This window comes from Monashia sp. NPDC004114, from assembly GCF_053603855.1.
On sequence record NZ_JBSGGK010000007.1, the window covers coordinates 15,450 to 33,259 of the forward strand.

General features: G+C 68.5%; 11 protein-coding genes and 1 pseudogene. 11 read left to right on the plus strand and 1 reads right to left on the minus strand.

Features of this window, described 5'->3' with window-relative positions; all coding sequences use genetic code 11:
- Positions 1 to 50: 50 nt before the first annotated feature.
- The 4 genes and pseudogenes from ACWEOW_RS10665 (at position 51) to ACWEOW_RS10680 (ending at position 2,912) form a co-directional block, all read left to right on the plus strand.
- Positions 51 to 710 carry a hypothetical protein gene (locus tag ACWEOW_RS10665; protein ID WP_452269174.1) on the plus strand — a complete coding sequence of 220 codons (660 nt, stop codon included), beginning with the start codon at positions 51 to 53 and terminating at the stop codon, positions 708 to 710.
- Positions 694 to 1,416, plus strand: a complete 723-nt coding sequence (locus tag ACWEOW_RS10670; RefSeq protein ID WP_452269175.1) for a hypothetical protein — start codon at positions 694 to 696, stop codon at positions 1,414 to 1,416. The genes ACWEOW_RS10665 and ACWEOW_RS10670 overlap by 17 nt, the downstream gene beginning before the upstream one ends.
- 207 nt (positions 1,417 to 1,623) lie before the next feature.
- Positions 1,624 to 1,853 (plus strand): annotated as a pseudogene (locus ACWEOW_RS10675) (nitrilase-related carbon-nitrogen hydrolase); the annotation flags it as partial.
- 48 nt (positions 1,854 to 1,901) lie between these two features.
- Positions 1,902 to 2,912 (plus strand): agmatine deiminase family protein, encoded by a 1,011-nt coding sequence (locus tag ACWEOW_RS10680; RefSeq protein ID WP_452269176.1) that lies wholly within the window; start codon positions 1,902 to 1,904, stop codon positions 2,910 to 2,912.
- 119 nt (positions 2,913 to 3,031) lie between these two features.
- Here the strand turns inward: ACWEOW_RS10680 and ACWEOW_RS10685 are convergent, their stop codons facing one another.
- Complete coding sequence (locus tag ACWEOW_RS10685; RefSeq protein ID WP_452269177.1) at positions 3,032 to 3,565, minus strand: DUF4282 domain-containing protein; 534 nt, start codon at positions 3,563 to 3,565, stop codon at positions 3,032 to 3,034.
- A gap of 798 nt (positions 3,566 to 4,363) precedes the next feature.
- On the opposite strand from ACWEOW_RS10685, the gene rpoB reads away from it, so the two are divergent.
- The 7 genes from rpoB (at position 4,364) to tuf (ending at position 17,711) form a co-directional block, all read left to right on the plus strand.
- Positions 4,364 to 7,846 carry a DNA-directed RNA polymerase subunit beta gene (rpoB, locus tag ACWEOW_RS10690; RefSeq protein ID WP_452269178.1) on the plus strand — a complete coding sequence of 1,161 codons (3,483 nt, stop codon included), beginning with the start codon at positions 4,364 to 4,366 and terminating at the stop codon, positions 7,844 to 7,846.
- A gap of 129 nt (positions 7,847 to 7,975) precedes the next feature.
- On the plus strand, positions 7,976 to 11,875 hold the full coding sequence (locus tag ACWEOW_RS10695; RefSeq protein WP_452269179.1) for a DNA-directed RNA polymerase subunit beta': 3,900 nt from the start codon (positions 7,976 to 7,978) through the stop codon (positions 11,873 to 11,875).
- Between the two features lie 305 nt (positions 11,876 to 12,180).
- Complete coding sequence (locus ACWEOW_RS10700; RefSeq protein WP_452269180.1) at positions 12,181 to 12,861, plus strand: hypothetical protein; 681 nt, start codon at positions 12,181 to 12,183, stop codon at positions 12,859 to 12,861.
- 440 nt (positions 12,862 to 13,301) lie between these two features.
- Positions 13,302 to 13,676 (plus strand): 30S ribosomal protein S12, encoded by a 375-nt coding sequence (gene rpsL / locus ACWEOW_RS10705; RefSeq protein WP_020143255.1) that lies wholly within the window; start codon positions 13,302 to 13,304, stop codon positions 13,674 to 13,676.
- On the plus strand, positions 13,676 to 14,146 hold the full coding sequence (rpsG, locus tag ACWEOW_RS10710) for a 30S ribosomal protein S7 (RefSeq protein ID WP_452269181.1): 471 nt from the start codon (positions 13,676 to 13,678) through the stop codon (positions 14,144 to 14,146). Before rpsL ends, rpsG begins: the two co-directional genes overlap by 1 nt.
- 135 nt (positions 14,147 to 14,281) lie before the next feature.
- A complete protein-coding gene (fusA, locus tag ACWEOW_RS10715; protein WP_452269182.1) occupies positions 14,282 to 16,399 on the plus strand; it encodes an elongation factor G in 2,118 nt (705 codons plus the stop codon).
- A 115-nt stretch (positions 16,400 to 16,514) separates the two neighbouring features.
- The gene (gene tuf, locus ACWEOW_RS10720) at positions 16,515 to 17,711 is read left to right on the plus strand and encodes an elongation factor Tu (RefSeq protein ID WP_452269183.1); all 1,197 of its coding nucleotides are present in this window, start codon (positions 16,515 to 16,517) and stop codon (positions 17,709 to 17,711) included.
- The last annotated feature ends 99 nt before the right edge of the window (positions 17,712 to 17,810 follow it).

Genomic DNA, 17,810 nt, shown 5'->3' on the forward strand with positions numbered 1-17,810 from the left:
GACGGGCGGGCCGCGCGGACCGGGTCCGGGCACGGAAGGACGACCCCTCGATGACGATGGTCACCAGCCGCCCCAAGGGGCACCTGCGCGCCGTTCGCGACCCCGCCACAGAGGACCCGGGCCCAGCAACGGAGGGCCCGCGCCCCGCCACGGAGAGCCCGCGCCCCTACGCCCAGCCGGCCCCACGGCATACCGCGAGGTATGCCGTCCCGTCCCTGCGCGGTCGGCGTCCCTCCCCGCGCGTCCTCTGGGCGGCGACGGCGGTGCTCGTCCTCGCCGTCGTCGGCGTGGCGCTGACGCTCGGGCGGGCGACCTGGACGGACCAGCGGGCGGCGGACGACCGGGCTGCGGCGCTCGCTGCCGGACGCCAGATCGCCGTCAACTTCGTGACAGTGAGCGCGGCGGCGTTCGACACGGACACCAGGCGGGTGCTCGACGACGCCACCGGGAGCTTCAAGAAGGAGTACGAGGCGACCCTCGCGCAGCTGAAGCCGGTCGTCACAGCGAACCACACAGACTCCCGCGTCGAACGCGCGGAGGCGGCCCTCGTCTCGGCTGATGACCACTCGGCAAAGGTCATCGTGGGCATCGTCGCGCCCACCACGAACTCGGCGACCTCGACGCCGGAGAAGAAGACGTACCGGCTCCGCCTCGACCTGGTGAAGGTCGGCGACGCATGGAAGGTGAGCACCCTTGACTTCGTCAGCTGACCCGCGCCGCAGGCGCGTTGCGGGCGCACGCCGCCCGCGGCCGGTCGTGGAGCGGTCCGTCGTGGGGCGGCCGGTCGTGGAGCGGCCGGTCGTGGAGCGGCCGGTCGTGGAGCGGCCCGGCCGGAAACGGCCGTTGCTCAGGCGGCCCGCCCTGGGTCGTCACCCCGCGCACCACCCGGCCGCTCCCGGCGAGACGCTCCAGAGCGCCGGTCACCCTCAGCGCCCGCGGCTCTGGCCGGCACTGACCGCCGCCGCGCTCGCGGTCGCCGCTCTCGCCGCACTGCTCGCGTTCGCCCTTCCTGCGCGGCTGACCGACGCCGACCGGGCGGCGGCCGTCGCCTCCGCGCGCACGACGCTCGAGAGCCTGCTCAGCTACCGGGGCGCCGACTTCGACGCGCACGTCGCGCAGGTCACCCCGCAGCTCACCTCGCCGTTCCGCGAGCAGTTCGCCACGGTCGCGACCTCCGACATCAAGCCGATGGCCGTGAAGAACGCGGCCACCGTGCAGGCCAAGGTCTACGAGGCCGGCGTCATGGACTCGACCGGCGACGGTGCCGGCGGGTCGACGGTCCGCGTGCTCGCCTTCATCAACCAGGCGACGACGACGGCCGCCCAGAAGGCCCCGGCGATCGACCAGAACCGCGTGCTGGCGACCATGCGGAAGGTGGGCGACCGCTGGCTCGTCAGTGACCTCTCCGCGTTCTGAACGCCGGCCACCCCAGCTCGCAGCGTCGAGCGCGCCCACCACCCGCTCGGCGCTGCGGCATACTGCGGCGTGTGAAGCTCATCCAGGCCGATGGCGTCCCCGAGTCCTTCGCCCGCGTCGACCAGCCCGATGCCGCCCCGGTGCGGGTCGCTCTCGTGCAGCATGCGTGGGTCGACGACCCCACTGCGCTCGTCGAGACCCTCCGCGGGCACCGAGGGCCTTCGCACCTTCTACGGGTCGTCGTTCATCTCCGACCCGTACGGCCGGATTCTCGCCCAGGCACCGCGCGACGAGGCCGCCGTCCTCGTCGCGGACCTCGACCTGGCCCAGCGGCAGAACGGCTGGAGCTCTTCCCGTTCCTGGCCACCCGGCGCCCTGACTCGTATGCCGCCCTGACCGCCCCGATCCGCGACGAGCACCGTCGCGAGGTCGGCTGAGGCCCGACGGTGGCGGGGGAGGACGCGACTGCCGCGCCGGTCTGGCGGATGCCGTCGGAGACGGCGCCGCACGACTGCACCTGGATGGCGTGGCCGAGCCAGGGCTACACGCTCGGCGACACCCCTGACGAGGTCGACCTGGCCCGGCGCACCTGGGCCGCGGTCGCCAACGCCGTCATCGAGTTCGAGCCGGTCCGGATGGTCGTCGTGCCCGACGACCTCGCCGTCGCGGAGACGCTGCTGCACCCGCAGGTCGAGCTGGTGCCGGCCGCCCTGGACGATGCCTGGATGCGCGACATCGGCCCGAGCTTCGTCCACTCTGCCGACGGGACGCGCCTCGGCGCCGTCGACTGGGTCTTCAACGGGTGGGGCGCCCAGGAGTGGGCCACCTGGGAGCACGACGCACGCATCGCGTCCTTCGTCGCCGAGCTCGCCGGCGCGCAGCGGATCGGCTCGGAGCTGGTCAACGAGGGCGGCGGCATCCATGTCGACGGACTCGGCACGGTGCTGCTGACGGAGACGGTGCAGCTCGACCCGGGGCGCAATCCCGGCCTGACTCGGGCCGATGTCGAGGCCGAGCTGGCCCGGACGATCGGTGCGACGACGTGCATCTGGCTGCCGCGGGGTCTCACCCGCGACTACGACGAGTTCGGCACCCGTGGCCACGTCGACATCGTGGCGACGATCCCGAGCCCGGGCGTCATCCTGCTGCACGACCAGCGGGAGGCGGCCCACCCCGACCATGCGGTCAGCCGTGAGCTCCGGGAGCTGCTCGAGGACGCCCGCGACGCCCGCGGGGAGCGCTTCGAGGTCGTCGGGGTGCCGGCGCCGCGCACGCTCGCCGACGACGACGGCCCGGTCGACTGGTCCTACCTCAACCACCTCGTCGTCAACGGTGGCGTCATCGCGTGCACCTTCGGCGACGAGCAGGACGACGCCTCGCTGGGGGTCCTCGCCGACGCCTACCCGGGCCGTCGGGTGGTGGGGGTCGACGCCCGCCCGCTGTTCGACCGTGGCGGCGGGATCCACTGCATCACCCAGCAGCAGCCCACCCTCTGACATCGAGTGGCCGCTTCTATACCGCTCGACTGCTATGGAAGCGGCCACTCGACTCTGTCTAGCTCAGGCGACCCCGGCGAGCTCGACGGAACTCAGACGGCTCAGACGGCTCAGACGGCTCACGCCTGGGGGAGACGCTGGTGGATGTCCATGCTCATGCGCACGACCGACAGGTAGAACTCGAGGGTCATGCGGATGACGGCCAGGTAGATGATGAGGAAGACCGGGCCGAGGATGAGCACCGTGATGCCGCTGCCCACGTTCTGGGCGAAGGCCGCGAAGAGGAACACGAGCCACGACGCGACGAGCGCCGCCGTCGCGAGCAGGTAGACGATGCGCACGAGGATGGGGGTGACGAAGTTCGTGAAGCTGAAGTCGAAGAGCGCGTTGAAGAACCCGGCGCCCTCCTTGGCCGGGTCGGGAATGCTCGAGACGCCCGACGGGCCACCCGTCGGAGGTGCGGGCGGCGGAGGCGGGGGCGGCTGGGTGCCGCCTCCGACGGGCGGCGGTGTGCTGCCCACGGCCGGCATCGGCACGTCTTCTGGCGATCCGGGCGGTGGTGTCGCCGGCCCGCCAGTGGGCATCGGAGCCGTCGGGTCGCCCGGGGCGGGCTGGTTGAACGACGGCTGCTCGGGCGGGTTGGGGTCTGACATGGTGCTCCCCTCGATGAGTGATCGGTCGGTGGGTGATCGGTGAGGTGAACTCGGACGAAGCCATCGTAGGTATGCCGCACCCGTCCACCGGGGAAGCGCGCGGGCCACGTTCTCCCCGGCCGGGCTCCCGCGCCCGTCCACACCCAGTCGAGTGGGCGCCCCGTCACAGGGGCACCACCCGTCACGTGACCCGTGGGACGGAGCGCCCACTCGACAGTGAGGAATGGGGCGCGCGGGCGACGGGGGATGGAGCTCGCGGGCGACCTCGGGGATGGAGCGCGCGGTCCACATTCGCCCGACCCGGCCCCGCGCCCGTCCACACCCAGTCGAGTGGGCGCCCCGTCACAGGAGCACCACCCGTCACGTGACCCGTGGGACGGAGCGCCCACTCGACCACGACGGGGCTGGCAGGTTTCCGGCTTCGTCAGGGGGGCGGCATACGGGAGGTTGCGCCCGGTTGGGGCTGCTTTGGCCTCACGCTCTGCCGTCGCGCCACGCACGGAGGGTGGCAAGGCCCTTGACGTCGCGCCGCGAAGGGTCCATATTCGTCGCGTTCCTTCACGGGACTCCCGGTTCGGGAGGCGTAGAGGTCGTTCGAACTCCGCTTCTTGACCCGGCTGGACACACCTGCCCTTTGGGGGTAGGCTAGGCCTTTGCGCTGCCCATGCCCACCCTTCGCGATCTCAGTCAGGCATCTGCCCATGCCACCCGGCATTCGGTCTGACCCTTGGGACCTGCGAGCGGAGCCATGCGGCAACGCGGATCTGAAGATTCGAAAGGCCCGTGGAAGGACCCTCCTTGGCTGCCGCGCGTACTGCGACCAACATGTCCACCGCACAGACCCCTTCGGGGCGTCTGTCCTTCGCGAAGATTCGCGAACCACTCGAGGTCCCCGACCTCCTGGCCCTTCAGACGGAGAGTTTCGACTGGCTGCTCGGTAACGAGCGCTGGCAGGCTCGCGTCGCTGCGGCCAAGGCCGAGGGTCGTACCGACGTCCCCGACCGGTCCGGGCTGGAGGAGATCTTCGAGGAGATCTCCCCGATCGAGGACTTCAGCGGCTCGATGTCGCTGTCGTTCCGTGACCACCGCTTCGAGGAGACCCGCAAGACGATCGAGTCGTGCAAGGAGCGCGACCAGACGTACGACGCGCCGCTCTTCGTGACGGCCGAGTTCATGAACACCGTCACCGGCGAGATCAAGAGCCAGACGGTCTTCATGGGCGACTTCCCGCTCATGACCGAGCGCGGAACCTTCATCATCAACGGCACCGAGCGGGTCGTCGTCTCGCAGCTCGTCCGCAGCCCGGGCGTGTACTTCGAGCGCACCCCCGACAAGACGTCCGACAAGGACATCTTCACCGCCAAGATCATCCCGAGCCGCGGTGCCTGGCTCGAGTTCGAGATCGACAAGCGCGACATGGTCGGCGTCCGCGTCGACCGCAAGCGCAAGCAGTCCGTCACGGTGCTGCTCAAGGCCCTCGGCTGGACCGAGGCCCAGATCCTCGAGGAGTTCGGCGACTTCGAGTCGATGCGCCTCACCCTGGAGAAGGACCACACCCAGGGTCAGGACGACGCGCTGCTCGACATCTACCGCAAGCTGCGCCCGGGCGAGCCGCCGACCAAGGAGGCCGCGCAGACGCTGCTGGACAACCTCTACTTCAACAGCAAGCGCTACGACCTGGCCAAGGTCGGCCGCTACAAGGTCAACAAGAAGCTCGGTCTCGAGGCCCCGATCAACGACTCGACGCTGTCCATCGACGACATCGTCAAGACGATCAAGTTCATCGTGACCCTGCACGCCGGTCTGGACTCCATGAAGGGTCACCGCAACGGTGAGGAGATCGACGTCCGCGTCGAGGTCGATGACATCGACCACTTCGGCAACCGTCGCCTCCGCTCCGTCGGCGAGCTCATCCAGAACCAGGTCCGCACCGGCCTGTCCCGCATGGAGCGCGTCGTGCGTGAGCGCATGACGACCCAGGACGTCGAGGCGATCACGCCGCAGACCCTGATCAACATCCGCCCGGTGGTGGCGTCGATCAAGGAGTTCTTCGGCACCTCGCAGCTGTCGCAGTTCATGGACCAGAACAACCCGCTCGCGGGCCTGACCCACAAGCGTCGCCTGTCTGCTCTCGGCCCGGGTGGTATCTCCCGTGACCGTGCGCAGATGGAGGTCCGTGACGTCCACCCGTCGCACTACGGCCGCATGTGCCCGATCGAGACGCCGGAAGGCCCGAACATCGGCCTCATCGGCTCGCTCGCCTCGTACGGCCGGATCAACGCGTTCGGCTTCATCGAGACGCCGTACCGCAAGGTCGAGCGCGGCGTGGTCACCGACGAGATCCACTACCTGTCCGCCGACGAGGAGGACAAGTTCGTCGTCGCCCAGGCCAACGCGGCCTTGGACAAGGACGGCAACTTCGTCGACGAGCGCGTGCTCGTGCGCACCAAGGGTGGCGAGGTCGAGCTCGTGCCCGGCGACGAGGTCGACTACATGGACGTCTCGCCGCGCCAGATGGTCTCGGCCGCGACCGCGATGATCCCGTTCCTCGAGCACGACGACGCCAACCGCGCGCTCATGGGCGCGAACATGCAGCGTCAGGCCGTGCCGCTGGTCAAGAGCGAGGCGCCGCTGGTCGGCACCGGCATGGAGTTCCGTGCCGCGCTCGACTCCGGTGACGTCGTCCGGGCCGACAAGGCCGGCGCCGTCCAGGAGGTCTCCGCCGACCTCGTCACCGTCGCCAACGACGACGGCACCTACCAGACGTACCGCATCGCGAAGTTCAGCCGCTCCAACCAGGGCACGAGCTACAACCAGGTCGTCCGGGTCGACGAGGGCCAGCGGCTCGAGGCCGGCGACGTCATCGCCGACGGTCCGGCGACCGACGGCGGCGAGATGGCGCTCGGGCGCAACCTGCTCGTGGCGTTCATGTCGTGGGAGGGGCACAACTACGAGGACGCGATCATCCTGTCCCAGCGCCTCGTCCAGGACGACGTCCTCTCCTCGATCCACATCGAGGAGCACGAGGTCGACGCCCGTGACACCAAGCTGGGCCCCGAGGAGATCACCCGGGACATCCCGAACGTCTCCGAGGACGTCCTCGCAGACCTCGACGAGCGCGGCATCATCCGCGTGGGCGCCGAGGTGCGCGACGGCGACCTGCTCGTCGGCAAGGTCACGCCCAAGGGCGAGACCGAGCTGACCCCGGAGGAGCGCCTGCTCCGCGCGATCTTCGGTGAGAAGGCGCGCGAGGTCCGCGACACCTCGCTCAAGGTCCCGCACGGCGAGACCGGCACGGTCATCGGTGTCAAGGAGTTCCGCGCCGACCAGGGCGACGACCTGCCCCCGGGCGTCAACCAGCTGGTGCGCGTCTACGTGGCCAACAAGCGCAAGATCACCGACGGCGACAAGCTCGCCGGCCGGCACGGCAACAAGGGCGTCATCTCCAAGATCCTGCCGGTCGAGGACATGCCGTTCCTCGAGGACGGCACCCCGGTCGACGTCGTGCTCAACCCGCACGGTGTGCCGCGGCGCATGAACCTCGGCCAGATCCTGGAGCTGCACCTCGGCTGGGCCGCGAGCCGCGGTTGGAAGATCGAGGGCAGCCCCGAGTGGGCCGGCCAGATCCCGGGCGACGCGCACGAGGCCCCGGCCGGCACGCGCGTCGCGACCCCGGTGTTCGACGGTGCGTCGGAGGAGGTCGTGACGGGCCTGCTCGACTCGACCCTGGTGACGCGCGACGGCGTGCGTCTCGTCGACTCCTCGGGCAAGGCCCGCCTGTTCGACGGCCGCTCCGGCGAGCCGTTCCCGGAGCCGGTGTCCGTGGGCTACATGTACATCCTCAAGCTCCACCACCTCGTCGACGACAAGATCCACGCTCGCTCGACGGGTCCGTACTCCATGATCACGCAGCAGCCGCTCGGCGGTAAGGCCCAGTTCGGTGGCCAGCGCTTCGGTGAGATGGAGGTGTGGGCGCTCGAGGCGTACGGCGCGGCATACACCCTGCAGGAGCTGCTGACGATCAAGTCCGACGACGTCCCCGGACGCGTCAAGGTGTACGAAGCCATCGTCAAGGGCGAGAACATCCCCGACTCGGGCATCCCGGAGTCGTTCAAGGTCCTCCTCAAGGAGATGCAGTCGCTGTGTCTCAACGTCGAGGTCCTGAGCTCGGACGGCACGAGGATCGAGATGAAGGAAAGCGACGAGGAGGTCTTCCGCGCAGCGGAGGAGCTCGGCATCGACCTGAGCCGGCGCGAGCCGTCCAGCGTCGAGGAGGTCTGACGCGAGCTCACGTATGCCGCCGGGCACCGTCCCGGCGCGCGCCGGGACCGTCCGCGGCATACGTGAGCCCCCAGCCCCATCCAGTCAGACCACTTGAGACTTAACGAGAGTTACGAGAGAAGGAACCACGTGCTCGACGTCAACTTCTTCGACGAGCTGCGCATCGGCCTGGCCTCCGCGGAGGACATCCGTGGGTGGAGCCACGGCGAGGTCAAGAAGCCCGAGACCATCAACTACCGCACCCTCAAGCCGGAGAAGGAGGGCCTCTTCTGCGAGCGCATCTTCGGCCCCACCCGGGACTGGGAGTGCAACTGTGGCAAGTACAAGCGCGTCCGCTTCAAGGGCATCATCTGTGAGCGCTGTGGCGTCGAGGTCACGCGCGCCAAGGTGCGCCGCGAGCGGATGGGCCACATCGAGCTCGCCGCCCCCGTCACCCACATCTGGTACTTCAAGGGCGTCCCGTCGCGCCTCGGGTACCTGCTCGACCTCGCCCCGAAGGACCTCGAGAAGGTCATCTACTTCGCGGCCTACATGATCACGCACGTCGACGAGGAGCAGCGCCACCAGGACCTGCCCTCGCTCGAGGCGCAGATCCAGGTCGAGAAGAAGGAGCTCGAGAACCGCCGCGACGCCGAGATCGAGGCGCGTGCGCAGAAGCTCGAGAAGGACATCGCCGAGCTCGAGGCCGAGGGTGCCAAGGGCGACGCGAAGCGCAAGGTCCGTGACTCGGCCGAGCGCGAGATGAACAACATCCGCAAGCGCTCCGAGCAGCAGGTCGAGCGTCTCGAGCAGGTCTGGGACCGCTTCAAGAACCTCAAGGTCCAGGACCTCGAGGGCGACGAGATCCTCTACCGCGAGATGCGCGACCGGTTCGGCCTCTACTTCGAGGGCGGCATGGGCGCGGCGGCGATCCAGAAGCGCCTCGAGTCCTTCGACCTCGAGGCCGAGGCGGACGCGCTGCAGGAGATCATCGCGACCGGCAAGGGCCAGAAGAAGACCCGCGCCATCAAGCGCCTCAAGGTCGTCGCGGCGTTCCAGACCACGACCAACCGCCCGAGCGGCATGGTCCTCGACGCGATCCCGGTCATCCCGCCGGACCTGCGCCCGATGGTCCAGCTCGACGGTGGCCGTTTCGCGACCTCCGACCTGAACGACCTCTACCGTCGCGTCATCAACCGCAACAACCGGCTCAAGCGCCTGCTCGACCTCGGTGCTCCCGAGATCATCGTCAACAACGAGAAGCGGATGCTCCAGGAGGCTGTCGACAGCCTCTTCGACAACGGCCGTCGCGGCCGCCCGGTCACGGGCCCCGGCAACCGTCCGCTCAAGTCGCTGTCCGACATGCTCAAGGGCAAGCAGGGCCGGTTCCGCCAGAACCTGCTCGGCAAGCGCGTCGACTACTCCGGCCGTTCGGTCATCGTCGTCGGCCCGCAGCTCAAGCTGCACCAGTGCGGCCTGCCCAAGCAGATGGCGCTCGAGCTGTTCAAGCCGTTCGTGATGAAGCGTCTGGTCGACCTCGACCACGCGCAGAACATCAAGTCGGCCAAGCGCATGGTCGAGCGGGCCCGCCCGGTCGTGTGGGACGTGCTCGAAGAGGTCATCACCGAGCACCCGGTGCTGCTCAACCGTGCTCCCACGCTGCACCGTCTCGGCATCCAGGCGTTCGAGCCGCAGCTCGTCGAGGGCAAGGCCATCCAGATCCACCCGCTCGTCTGCTCGGCCTTCAACGCCGACTTCGACGGTGACCAGATGGCCGTCCACGTGCCGCTGTCGGCGGAGGCGCAGGCCGAGGCCCGCATTCTCATGCTGTCGAGCAACAACATCCTCAAGCCGGCCGACGGTCGCCCCGTGACCATGCCGACGCAGGACATGATCACCGGCATCTTCCACCTGACCGACGAGGTCGACGGTGGCGGCGCCGGCGCCGGACGTGCGTTCACCTCGCCCGCCGAGGCGCGGATGGCGTTCGACCGTGGCGAGATCCAGCTCGGCTCCAAGGTGCGGATCCGTCTGACGGACCTCGTCCCCCCGGCCGGCGTCGAGCTGCCCGAGGGCCTCGACGTGGGTCCCGAAGGCCTCGTGCCGGCGATCACGCTCGACACGACGCTCGGCCGCGCGCTGTTCAACGACACGCTGCCGGTGGACTACCCGTTCGAGAACCGTGCCGTCGACCGCAAGCGGCTCTCGGCCATCGTCAACGACCTCGCCGAGCGCTACAGCAAGGTGCAGGTCGCCGCGTCCCTCGACGCCCTGAAGGAGGCCGGCTTCTACTGGTCGACCCGCTCGGGCTGCACCGTGTCGATCTCCGACGTCACGACGCCGGACAACAAGTCCGACATCCTCGAGGGCTACGAGACCAAGGCCGCCAAGGTCCAGACCCAGTACGAGCGTGGTCTCATCACCGACGAGGAGCGCCGCCAGGAGCTCGTCGAGATCTGGACGCAGGCCTCCAACCAGGTCGCCAAGGAGATGGAGTCCAACTTCCCGCGCACGAACCCCATCTACCGGATGGTGTCCTCGGGTGCTGGTGGTAACTGGTTCCAGATCCGTCAGATCGCCGGCATGCGTGGCCTCATGGCCAACCCGAAGGGCGAGATCATCCCGCGTCCGATCAAGGCGAACTTCCGTGAGGGCCTCACGGTGCTCGAGTTCTTCATCTCGACGCACGGTGCCCGCAAGGGTCTGGCCGACACCGCTCTGCGGACGGCCGACTCGGGTTACCTCACGCGTCGTCTCGTCGACGTGTCGCAGGACGTCATCATCCGTGAGGACGACTGTGGCACCGAGCGCGGCCTGACGCTGCCGATCGCCACGGTCAACGAGACCACCGGCACGCGCAGCCTCTCCGAGGTCGTCGAGGCGTCGGTGTACGCCCGCACCCTCGCGGAGGACGTGACGGACCAGGACGGCACGGTGCTGGCCAACGCGGGCATCGACGTCGGCGACGTCGTCATCAGTGCCCTGTTCGAGTCCGGCATCGACCAGATCAAGGTCCGCTCGGTCCTGACCTGTGACAGCCGGGTCGGCACGTGTGCCGCCTGCTACGGCCGTTCGCTCGCGACCGGCAAGCTCGTCGACATCGGTGAGGCCGTGGGCATCATCGCGGCGCAGTCGATCGGTGAGCCGGGCACGCAGCTGACGATGCGTACCTTCCACACCGGTGGCGCCGCGGCGGCCGACGACATCACGCAGGGTCTGCCGCGTGTCGTCGAGCTCTTCGAGGCGCGCACGCCCAAGGGTGTCGCCCCGATCGCCGAGGCCACCGGCCGGGTCGAGATCGAGGACACCGACAAGGCGCGCCGCATCCTGCTCACGCCGGACGACGGTTCCGAGCAGCACGCCTACCCGGTCAGCAAGCGCTCGCGCCTGCTGGTCCAGGACGGTGACCACGTCGAGGTCGGCACCAAGCTGATCCAGGGCGCGATCGACCCGAAGCAGGTGCTTCGTATCCTCGGCCCGCGGGCCGCGCAGAAGCACCTCGTCGACGAGGTCCAGCACGTCTACCGCCAGCAGGGTGTGTCGATCCACGACAAGCACATCGAGGTCATCGTGCGCCAGATGCTGCGTCGCGTGACGATCATCGAGTCCGGCGACGCGGACCTGCTCCCGGGCGAGCTCGCCGAGCGTGGCCGCTTCGAGGAGGAGAACCGCAAGGCGATCGCCGAGGGCGGCCGCCCGGCCTCGGGTCGCCCCGAGCTCATGGGCATCACCAAGGCCTCGCTCGCGACCGAGTCGTGGCTGTCGGCCGCGTCCTTCCAGGAGACGACCCGCGTGCTCACGCAGGCCGCCATGGAGGCCAAGTCCGACCCGCTGCTCGGCCTCAAGGAGAACGTCATCCTCGGAAAGCTCATCCCTGCCGGCACGGGCCTGCCCCGCTACCGGAACATCAAGGTGGAGCCGACCGAGGAGGCCAAGGCCGCGATGTACTCGCTGCCGAACTACGACGCGTACGACTACGCCGGGTTCGGTTCGGGCTCCGGCGAGGCGATCCGCCTCGACGACGAGGCCCTCGGTCTCGACAAGTTCTGACCGGTCCGGGCCGCTCGGTTCCACCGGGCGGCCGGACGGCCAGCACCACATAGGTATGCCGCTGGGCCGGCTCCCACATCCGGGAGCCGGCCCAGCGGCATACTCCGCCGAGGCATCGGCACCCGGCACCGTCAAGGATCGCGGGATGGTCGGCTGGTTCCGGTGGTGATCACCCCCAGAACCAGCAGACCAACCAGCAGACCAACCAGCAGACCAACCGACAGGGCTACGGCCGGAACAGGGGCGACGTTGAGGCGGGAGGGTTCCGGCGCGCCGGGGTCGACGGCCTCTATAAGGTTGAGGCCATGACCGAGCCCACGGCAGCCACCCCGAACGCGCCCGAGTCCGCACCTGAGTCCGCACCTGAGTCCGCACCTGAGTCGGCACCAGAGTCGGCGGCGCCGGCGCCCGTCACGCCGGCGCCCGTCATGCCGGCGCCCGTCACGCCGGCGCCCGTCACCGCCGGGTCCGCGGCGCCGACCGATGACGCTCCCGCGGAGACGCAGCCGGCGCCCACGATCATCGTGCTGACCGAGGAGGCGCTCAAGCCGGTCGACGTCGACAAGATCGTGGCGCTGCACAAGGACGAGGAGCCGACCTACCGGGTGCTCGTCCCGGCCGACACGGAGCGCAACCTGCTCTCGACGTTCCTGGACCACCTCAGCCTGTTCGAGATGCGCGAGGCGCTGGACTCGCTACGCCCGATCGACCGCGGCGAGGCGCACGCCGACGCCGACACGGCGCTCGCGGCGACGCTGTCGGAGTTCGCCCGGCACGAGGTCGCCGCGACGGGCGAGATCACCGCCGACGACCCGGTGCCGACCCTCGTCGAAGAGGTCGCCCGGCTCAAGGCGACCGAGGTCGTCATCGTCACCGAGCCTCACGCGGTCGAGGACACCTTCCACCGGGACTGGGCATCGCGGGCCCGCGACGAGCTCGGCCTGCCCGTGCTGCACATGTATGCCGGGGACTGGCGTCTGGGCTGACCAGCGGAACCACGGGCAGAACCACGGGAAGATTCGCGGCCGGCCGGCCGTTGTACGACAGGCGTGACGGTGGCGGCTGCGGTCCGCGACCACGGTCGAGGGTGCACGGCGATCCCGTGTACCGATTTGGTCGCCGTCCACGCCCCCGGTACGCTTGAACACTGTGTCTGAGGCATGTCCTCAGTCATGCGCGATGACGGCCCCGGTGCCCTGTCCGCCAGCACGGCCTGACGCGACATCACTGAGGTCCAGAGCGAACCTCTCGCCGGGCAACCCGTTCCCTTCGATCGACCTCGTCGGTCGCCGGTTCGGGGAGTGCAGGGGAGAGAACCGGATTTCTCGACCGCGGGGACACACCCGACCTCGGGGGTCGAGAAGCCGAACAGCCAAGGAGTCGTCCACCGGACGGCCGACCACAGCAACGTAACGGAGTCACCAGGTTGCCTACCATCAACCAGCTGGTCCGCAAGGGCCGCCAGGACAAGGCCAGCAAGGCCAAGACCCCGGCGCTCAAGGGCTCGCCCCAGCGCCGCGGTGTGTGCACGCGTGTGTACACCACCACCCCCAAGAAGCCGAACTCTGCCCTTCGCAAGGTCGCCCGTGTGCGCCTCTCGAGCGGCATCGAGGTCACCGCGTACATCCCGGGCGTCGGCCACAACCTGCAGGAGCACTCGATCGTGCTCGTGCGTGGCGGTCGAGTGAAGGACCTCCCCGGTGTCCGCTACAAGATCGTCCGCGGCACGCTCGACACCCAGGGCGTGAAGAACCGCAAGCAGGCCCGTAGCCGCTACGGCGCGAAGAAGGAGAAGAGCTGATGCCTCGCAAGGGACCCGCTCCGAAGCGTCCGCTCGTCGTCGACCCGGTCTACAGCAGCCCGCTCGTCACGCAGCTCGTCAACAAGATCCTCCTGGACGGCAAGAAGTCGATCGCCGAGACCATCGTCTACGGCGCCCTCGAGGGCTGCCGCCAGAAGACCGGCACCGACCCCGTCGCCACGCTCAAGCGCGCGCTCGACAACGTCAAGCCGGCCATGGAGGTCAAGTCCCGTCGAGTCGGTGGCGCCACCTACCAGGTGCCGATCGAGGTCAAGCCGGGCCGCAGCACGACGCTCGCCCTGCGCTGGCTCGTCGGCTACTCGCGCCAGCGTCGTGAGAAGACCATGACCGAGCGCCTCATGAACGAGATCCTCGACGCCTCCAACGGCCTCGGTGCCGCGGTGAAGCGTCGCGAGGACACCCACAAGATGGCCGAGTCCAACAAGGCCTTCGCGCACTACCGCTGGTGACAGCGGCGCCCGGCGGTATGCCGTGAGCCCGCTTCACGGCATACCGCCCGGGCAGTGCCCGCCACCGCGCGCATCGAGCGTGCCCGGCGAGCCCCCAACGATTTCCACGCTAACGAATGAGACGAGACAACTGACGTGGCACTTGACGTCCTGACGGACCTGAAGAAGGTCCGCAACATCGGCATCATGGCGCACATCGACGCTGGCAAGACCACGACGACTGAGCGCGTCCTCTTCTACACCGGTGTCAACCACAAGATCGGTGAGACGCACGACGGTGCGTCGACGACCGACTGGATGGAGCAGGAGAAGGAGCGGGGGATCACCATCACCTCCGCCGCTGTCACCTGCTTCTGGGAGGGCACCCAGATCAACATCATCGACACGCCCGGTCACGTCGACTTCACGGTCGAGGTCGAGCGGTCGCTGCGCGTCCTCGACGGCGCCGTCGCGGTGTTCGACGGCAAGGAGGGTGTCGAGCCCCAGTCCGAGACGGTGTGGCGCCAGGCCGACAAGTACAACGTGCCCCGCATCGCGTTCGTCAACAAGATGGACAAGCTCGGCGCGGACTTCTACTTCACCGTGCAGACGATCAAGGACCGCCTCGGCGCGGAGCCGCTCGTGCTCCAGCTGCCGATCGGTGCCGAGAACGACTTCGTCGGTGTCGTCGACCTGATCCACCGCCGCGCCCTGGTGTGGCCCGGCGACGCCAAGGGTGATGTCACCATGGGCGCCAAGTACGAGATCCAGGACATCCCCGAGGACATGCTCGAGCAGGTGGAGGAGTACCGCCAGCACCTCGTCGAGCGCGTCGCGGAGTCCGACGACGACCTCATGGAGAAGTACCTCGGCGGTGAGGAGCTCACACCCGAGGAGATCAAGGCCGGCATCCGCCAGCTCACGGTCACCTCCGAGCTCTACCCCGTGATCTGCGGCTCCGCGTTCAAGAACCGCGGTGTCCAGCCGATGCTCGACGCCGTCGTCGACTACCTCCCGTCCCCGGTCGACGTGCCGCCGATGGTCGGCCACAAGCCGGGCGACGAGTCGGTCGAGATGACGCGTGAGCCGAGCAAGGACGCCCCGTTCTCGGCGCTGGCCTTCAAGGTCGCCGCGCACCCGTTCTTCGGCACGCTCACCTTCATCCGGGTCTACTCCGGCCGCATCGCCGCGGGCTCGCAGGTCGTCAACACGACCAAGGGCAAGAAGGAGCGCATCGGCAAGCTGTTCCAGATGCACGCCAACAAGGAGAACCCGGTCGAGGAGGCGCTCGCCGGTCACATCTACGCGGCCATCGGCCTCAAGGACACGACCACGGGCGACACGCTGTCCGACCCGAGCGAGCAGATCGTCCTCGAGTCGATGACGTTCCCCGAGCCGGTCATCCAGGTCGCCATCGAGCCCAAGACCAAGGGCGACCAGGAGAAGCTGTCGACGGCCATCCAGAAGCTCTCCGCCGAGGACCCGACCTTCCAGGTCCACCTCGACGAGGACACCGGCCAGACGATCATCGCCGGCATGGGTGAGCTGCACCTCGACATCCTCGTCGACCGGATGAAGCGCGAGTTCAAGGTCGAGGCCAACGTCGGCAAGCCGCAGGTCGCGTACCGCGAGACGATCCGTCGCTCGGTCGAGAAGTACGACTACACGCACAAGAAGCAGACCGGTGGTTCCGGCCAGTTCGCGAAGGTCCAGGTGACCTTCGAGCCGCTGGGCGAGACCGAGGACGGCTCGATGTACGAGTTCGTCAACGCTGTCACCGGTGGCCGCGTGCCGCGTGAGTACATCCCGTCGGTCGACGCCGGCATCCAGGACGCGATGCAGTACGGCGTGCTCGCGGGCTACCCGCTCGTCGGCATCAAGGCAACGCTCGTCGACGGTGGCTACCACGACGTCGACTCGTCCGAGATGGCGTTCAAGATCGCCGGCTCGATGGTCCTCAAGGAGGCCATCCGCAAGGCGGACCCCGTGCTCCTCGAGCCGATGATGGCCGTCGAGGTGCGCACGCCCGAGGACTACATGGGTGACGTCATCGGCGACATCAACTCCCGCCGTGGCCAGATCCAGGGCATGGAGGACATCAGTGGTGCCAAGGTCGTTCGCGGCCTCGTCCCCCTGTCCGAGATGTTCGGCTACGTCGGCGACCTGCGCTCCAAGACGCAGGGCCGCGCGAGCTTCTCCATGGAGTTCGACTCCTACGCAGAGGTCCCCAAGGCTGTCGCCGAGGAGATCATCAAGAAGACCCGCGGAGAGTGACCTCGGGAGCCACCTGACGGCATCCCGTAGTCTCTGTTCTCGGAATCCAACCCAACAGCGCCCCGTCCTGCCCTGGTCGTACGGCGTAACACAGAAGTCCTGAGGAGGACACACAGTGGCGAAGGCAAAGTTCGAGCGGACCAAGCCGCACGTCAACATCGGCACGATCGGTCACATCGACCACGGCAAGACGACGCTGACGGCTGCGATCTCCAAGGTCCTGCACGACAAGTACCCCAACCTGAACCCCCAGTTCGCGTTCGAGGACATCGACAAGGCTCCTGAGGAGCGTCAGCGCGGCATCACGATCTCGATCGCTCACATCGAGTACCAGACCGAGACGCGTCACTACGCGCACGTCGACTGCCCGGGTCACGCCGACTACGTCAAGAACATGATCACCGGTGCTGCCCAGATGGACGGCGCGATCCTCGTGGTCGCCGCCACCGACGGCCCGATGCCGCAGACGAAGGAGCACGTGCTCCTGGCTCGCCAGGTCGGCGTGCCCTACATCGTCGTGGCGCTCAACAAGGCCGACATGGTCGACGACGAGGAGATCCTCGAGCTCGTCGAGATGGAGGTCCGTGAGCTCCTGTCGCAGTACGAGTTCCCGGGCGACGACCTGCCGGTCGTCAAGGTCTCGGCGCTCAAGGCGCTCGAGGGCGACGCCGAGTGGGGCCAGTCGGTCCTCGACCTCATGGACGCCGTCGACAACTCCATCCCGGAGCCCGAGCGTGACGTCGACAAGCCGTTCCTGATGCCGATCGAGGACGTCTTCACGATCACGGGTCGTGGCACGGTCGTCACCGGTCGTATCGAGCGCGGTGTCCTCAAGGTCAACGAGGAGGTCGAGATCGTCGGCATCCACACCGGCCCGCCGGCCAAGACCACCGTCACCGGTGTCGAGATGTTCCGCAAGCTCCTCGACGAGGGTCGCGCCGGTGAGAACGTCGGCCTGCTTCTTCGTGGCACCAAGCGCGAGGACGTCGAGCGTGGCCAGGTCGTCGTGAAGCCGGGCTCGATCACCCCGCACACGGACTTCGAGGCGCAGGTCTACATCCTGTCCAAGGACGAGGGCGGCCGTCACACGCCGTTCTACGACAACTACCGCCCGCAGTTCTACTTCCGTACCACGGACGTGACGGGTGTCGTGCACCTGCCCGAGGGCACCGAGATGGTCATGCCCGGCGACAACACCGACATGAAGGTCGAGCTCATCCAGCCGATCGCCATGGAGGAGGGCCTCAAGTTCGCCATCCGCGAGGGTGGCCGCACGGTCGGCGCCGGCCGCGTCACCAAGATCCTCAAGTGATCTGACGCTGCACCAGCAGTAGATCTCCGGCAGGGCCCGGACCGCTTCGGCGGTCCGGGCCCTGTCTTTTCCCGGATTGCGCTGGTCGCGTCCGCGGGC

Coding starts and splice junctions, on each gene's coding strand:
- rpsG (WP_452269181.1), top strand. CDS start 13,676: ATGCCTCGCAAGGGACCCGCTCCGAAGCGTCCGCTCGTCGTCGACCCG.
- ACWEOW_RS10665 (WP_452269174.1), top strand. CDS start 51: ATGACGATGGTCACCAGCCGCCCCAAGGGGCACCTGCGCGCCGTTCGC.
- ACWEOW_RS10700 (WP_452269180.1), top strand. CDS start 12,181: ATGACCGAGCCCACGGCAGCCACCCCGAACGCGCCCGAGTCCGCACCT.
- ACWEOW_RS10685 (WP_452269177.1), bottom strand. CDS start 3,565: ATGTCAGACCCCAACCCGCCCGAGCAGCCGTCGTTCAACCAGCCCGCC.
- ACWEOW_RS10680 (WP_452269176.1), top strand. CDS start 1,902: ATGCCGTCGGAGACGGCGCCGCACGACTGCACCTGGATGGCGTGGCCG.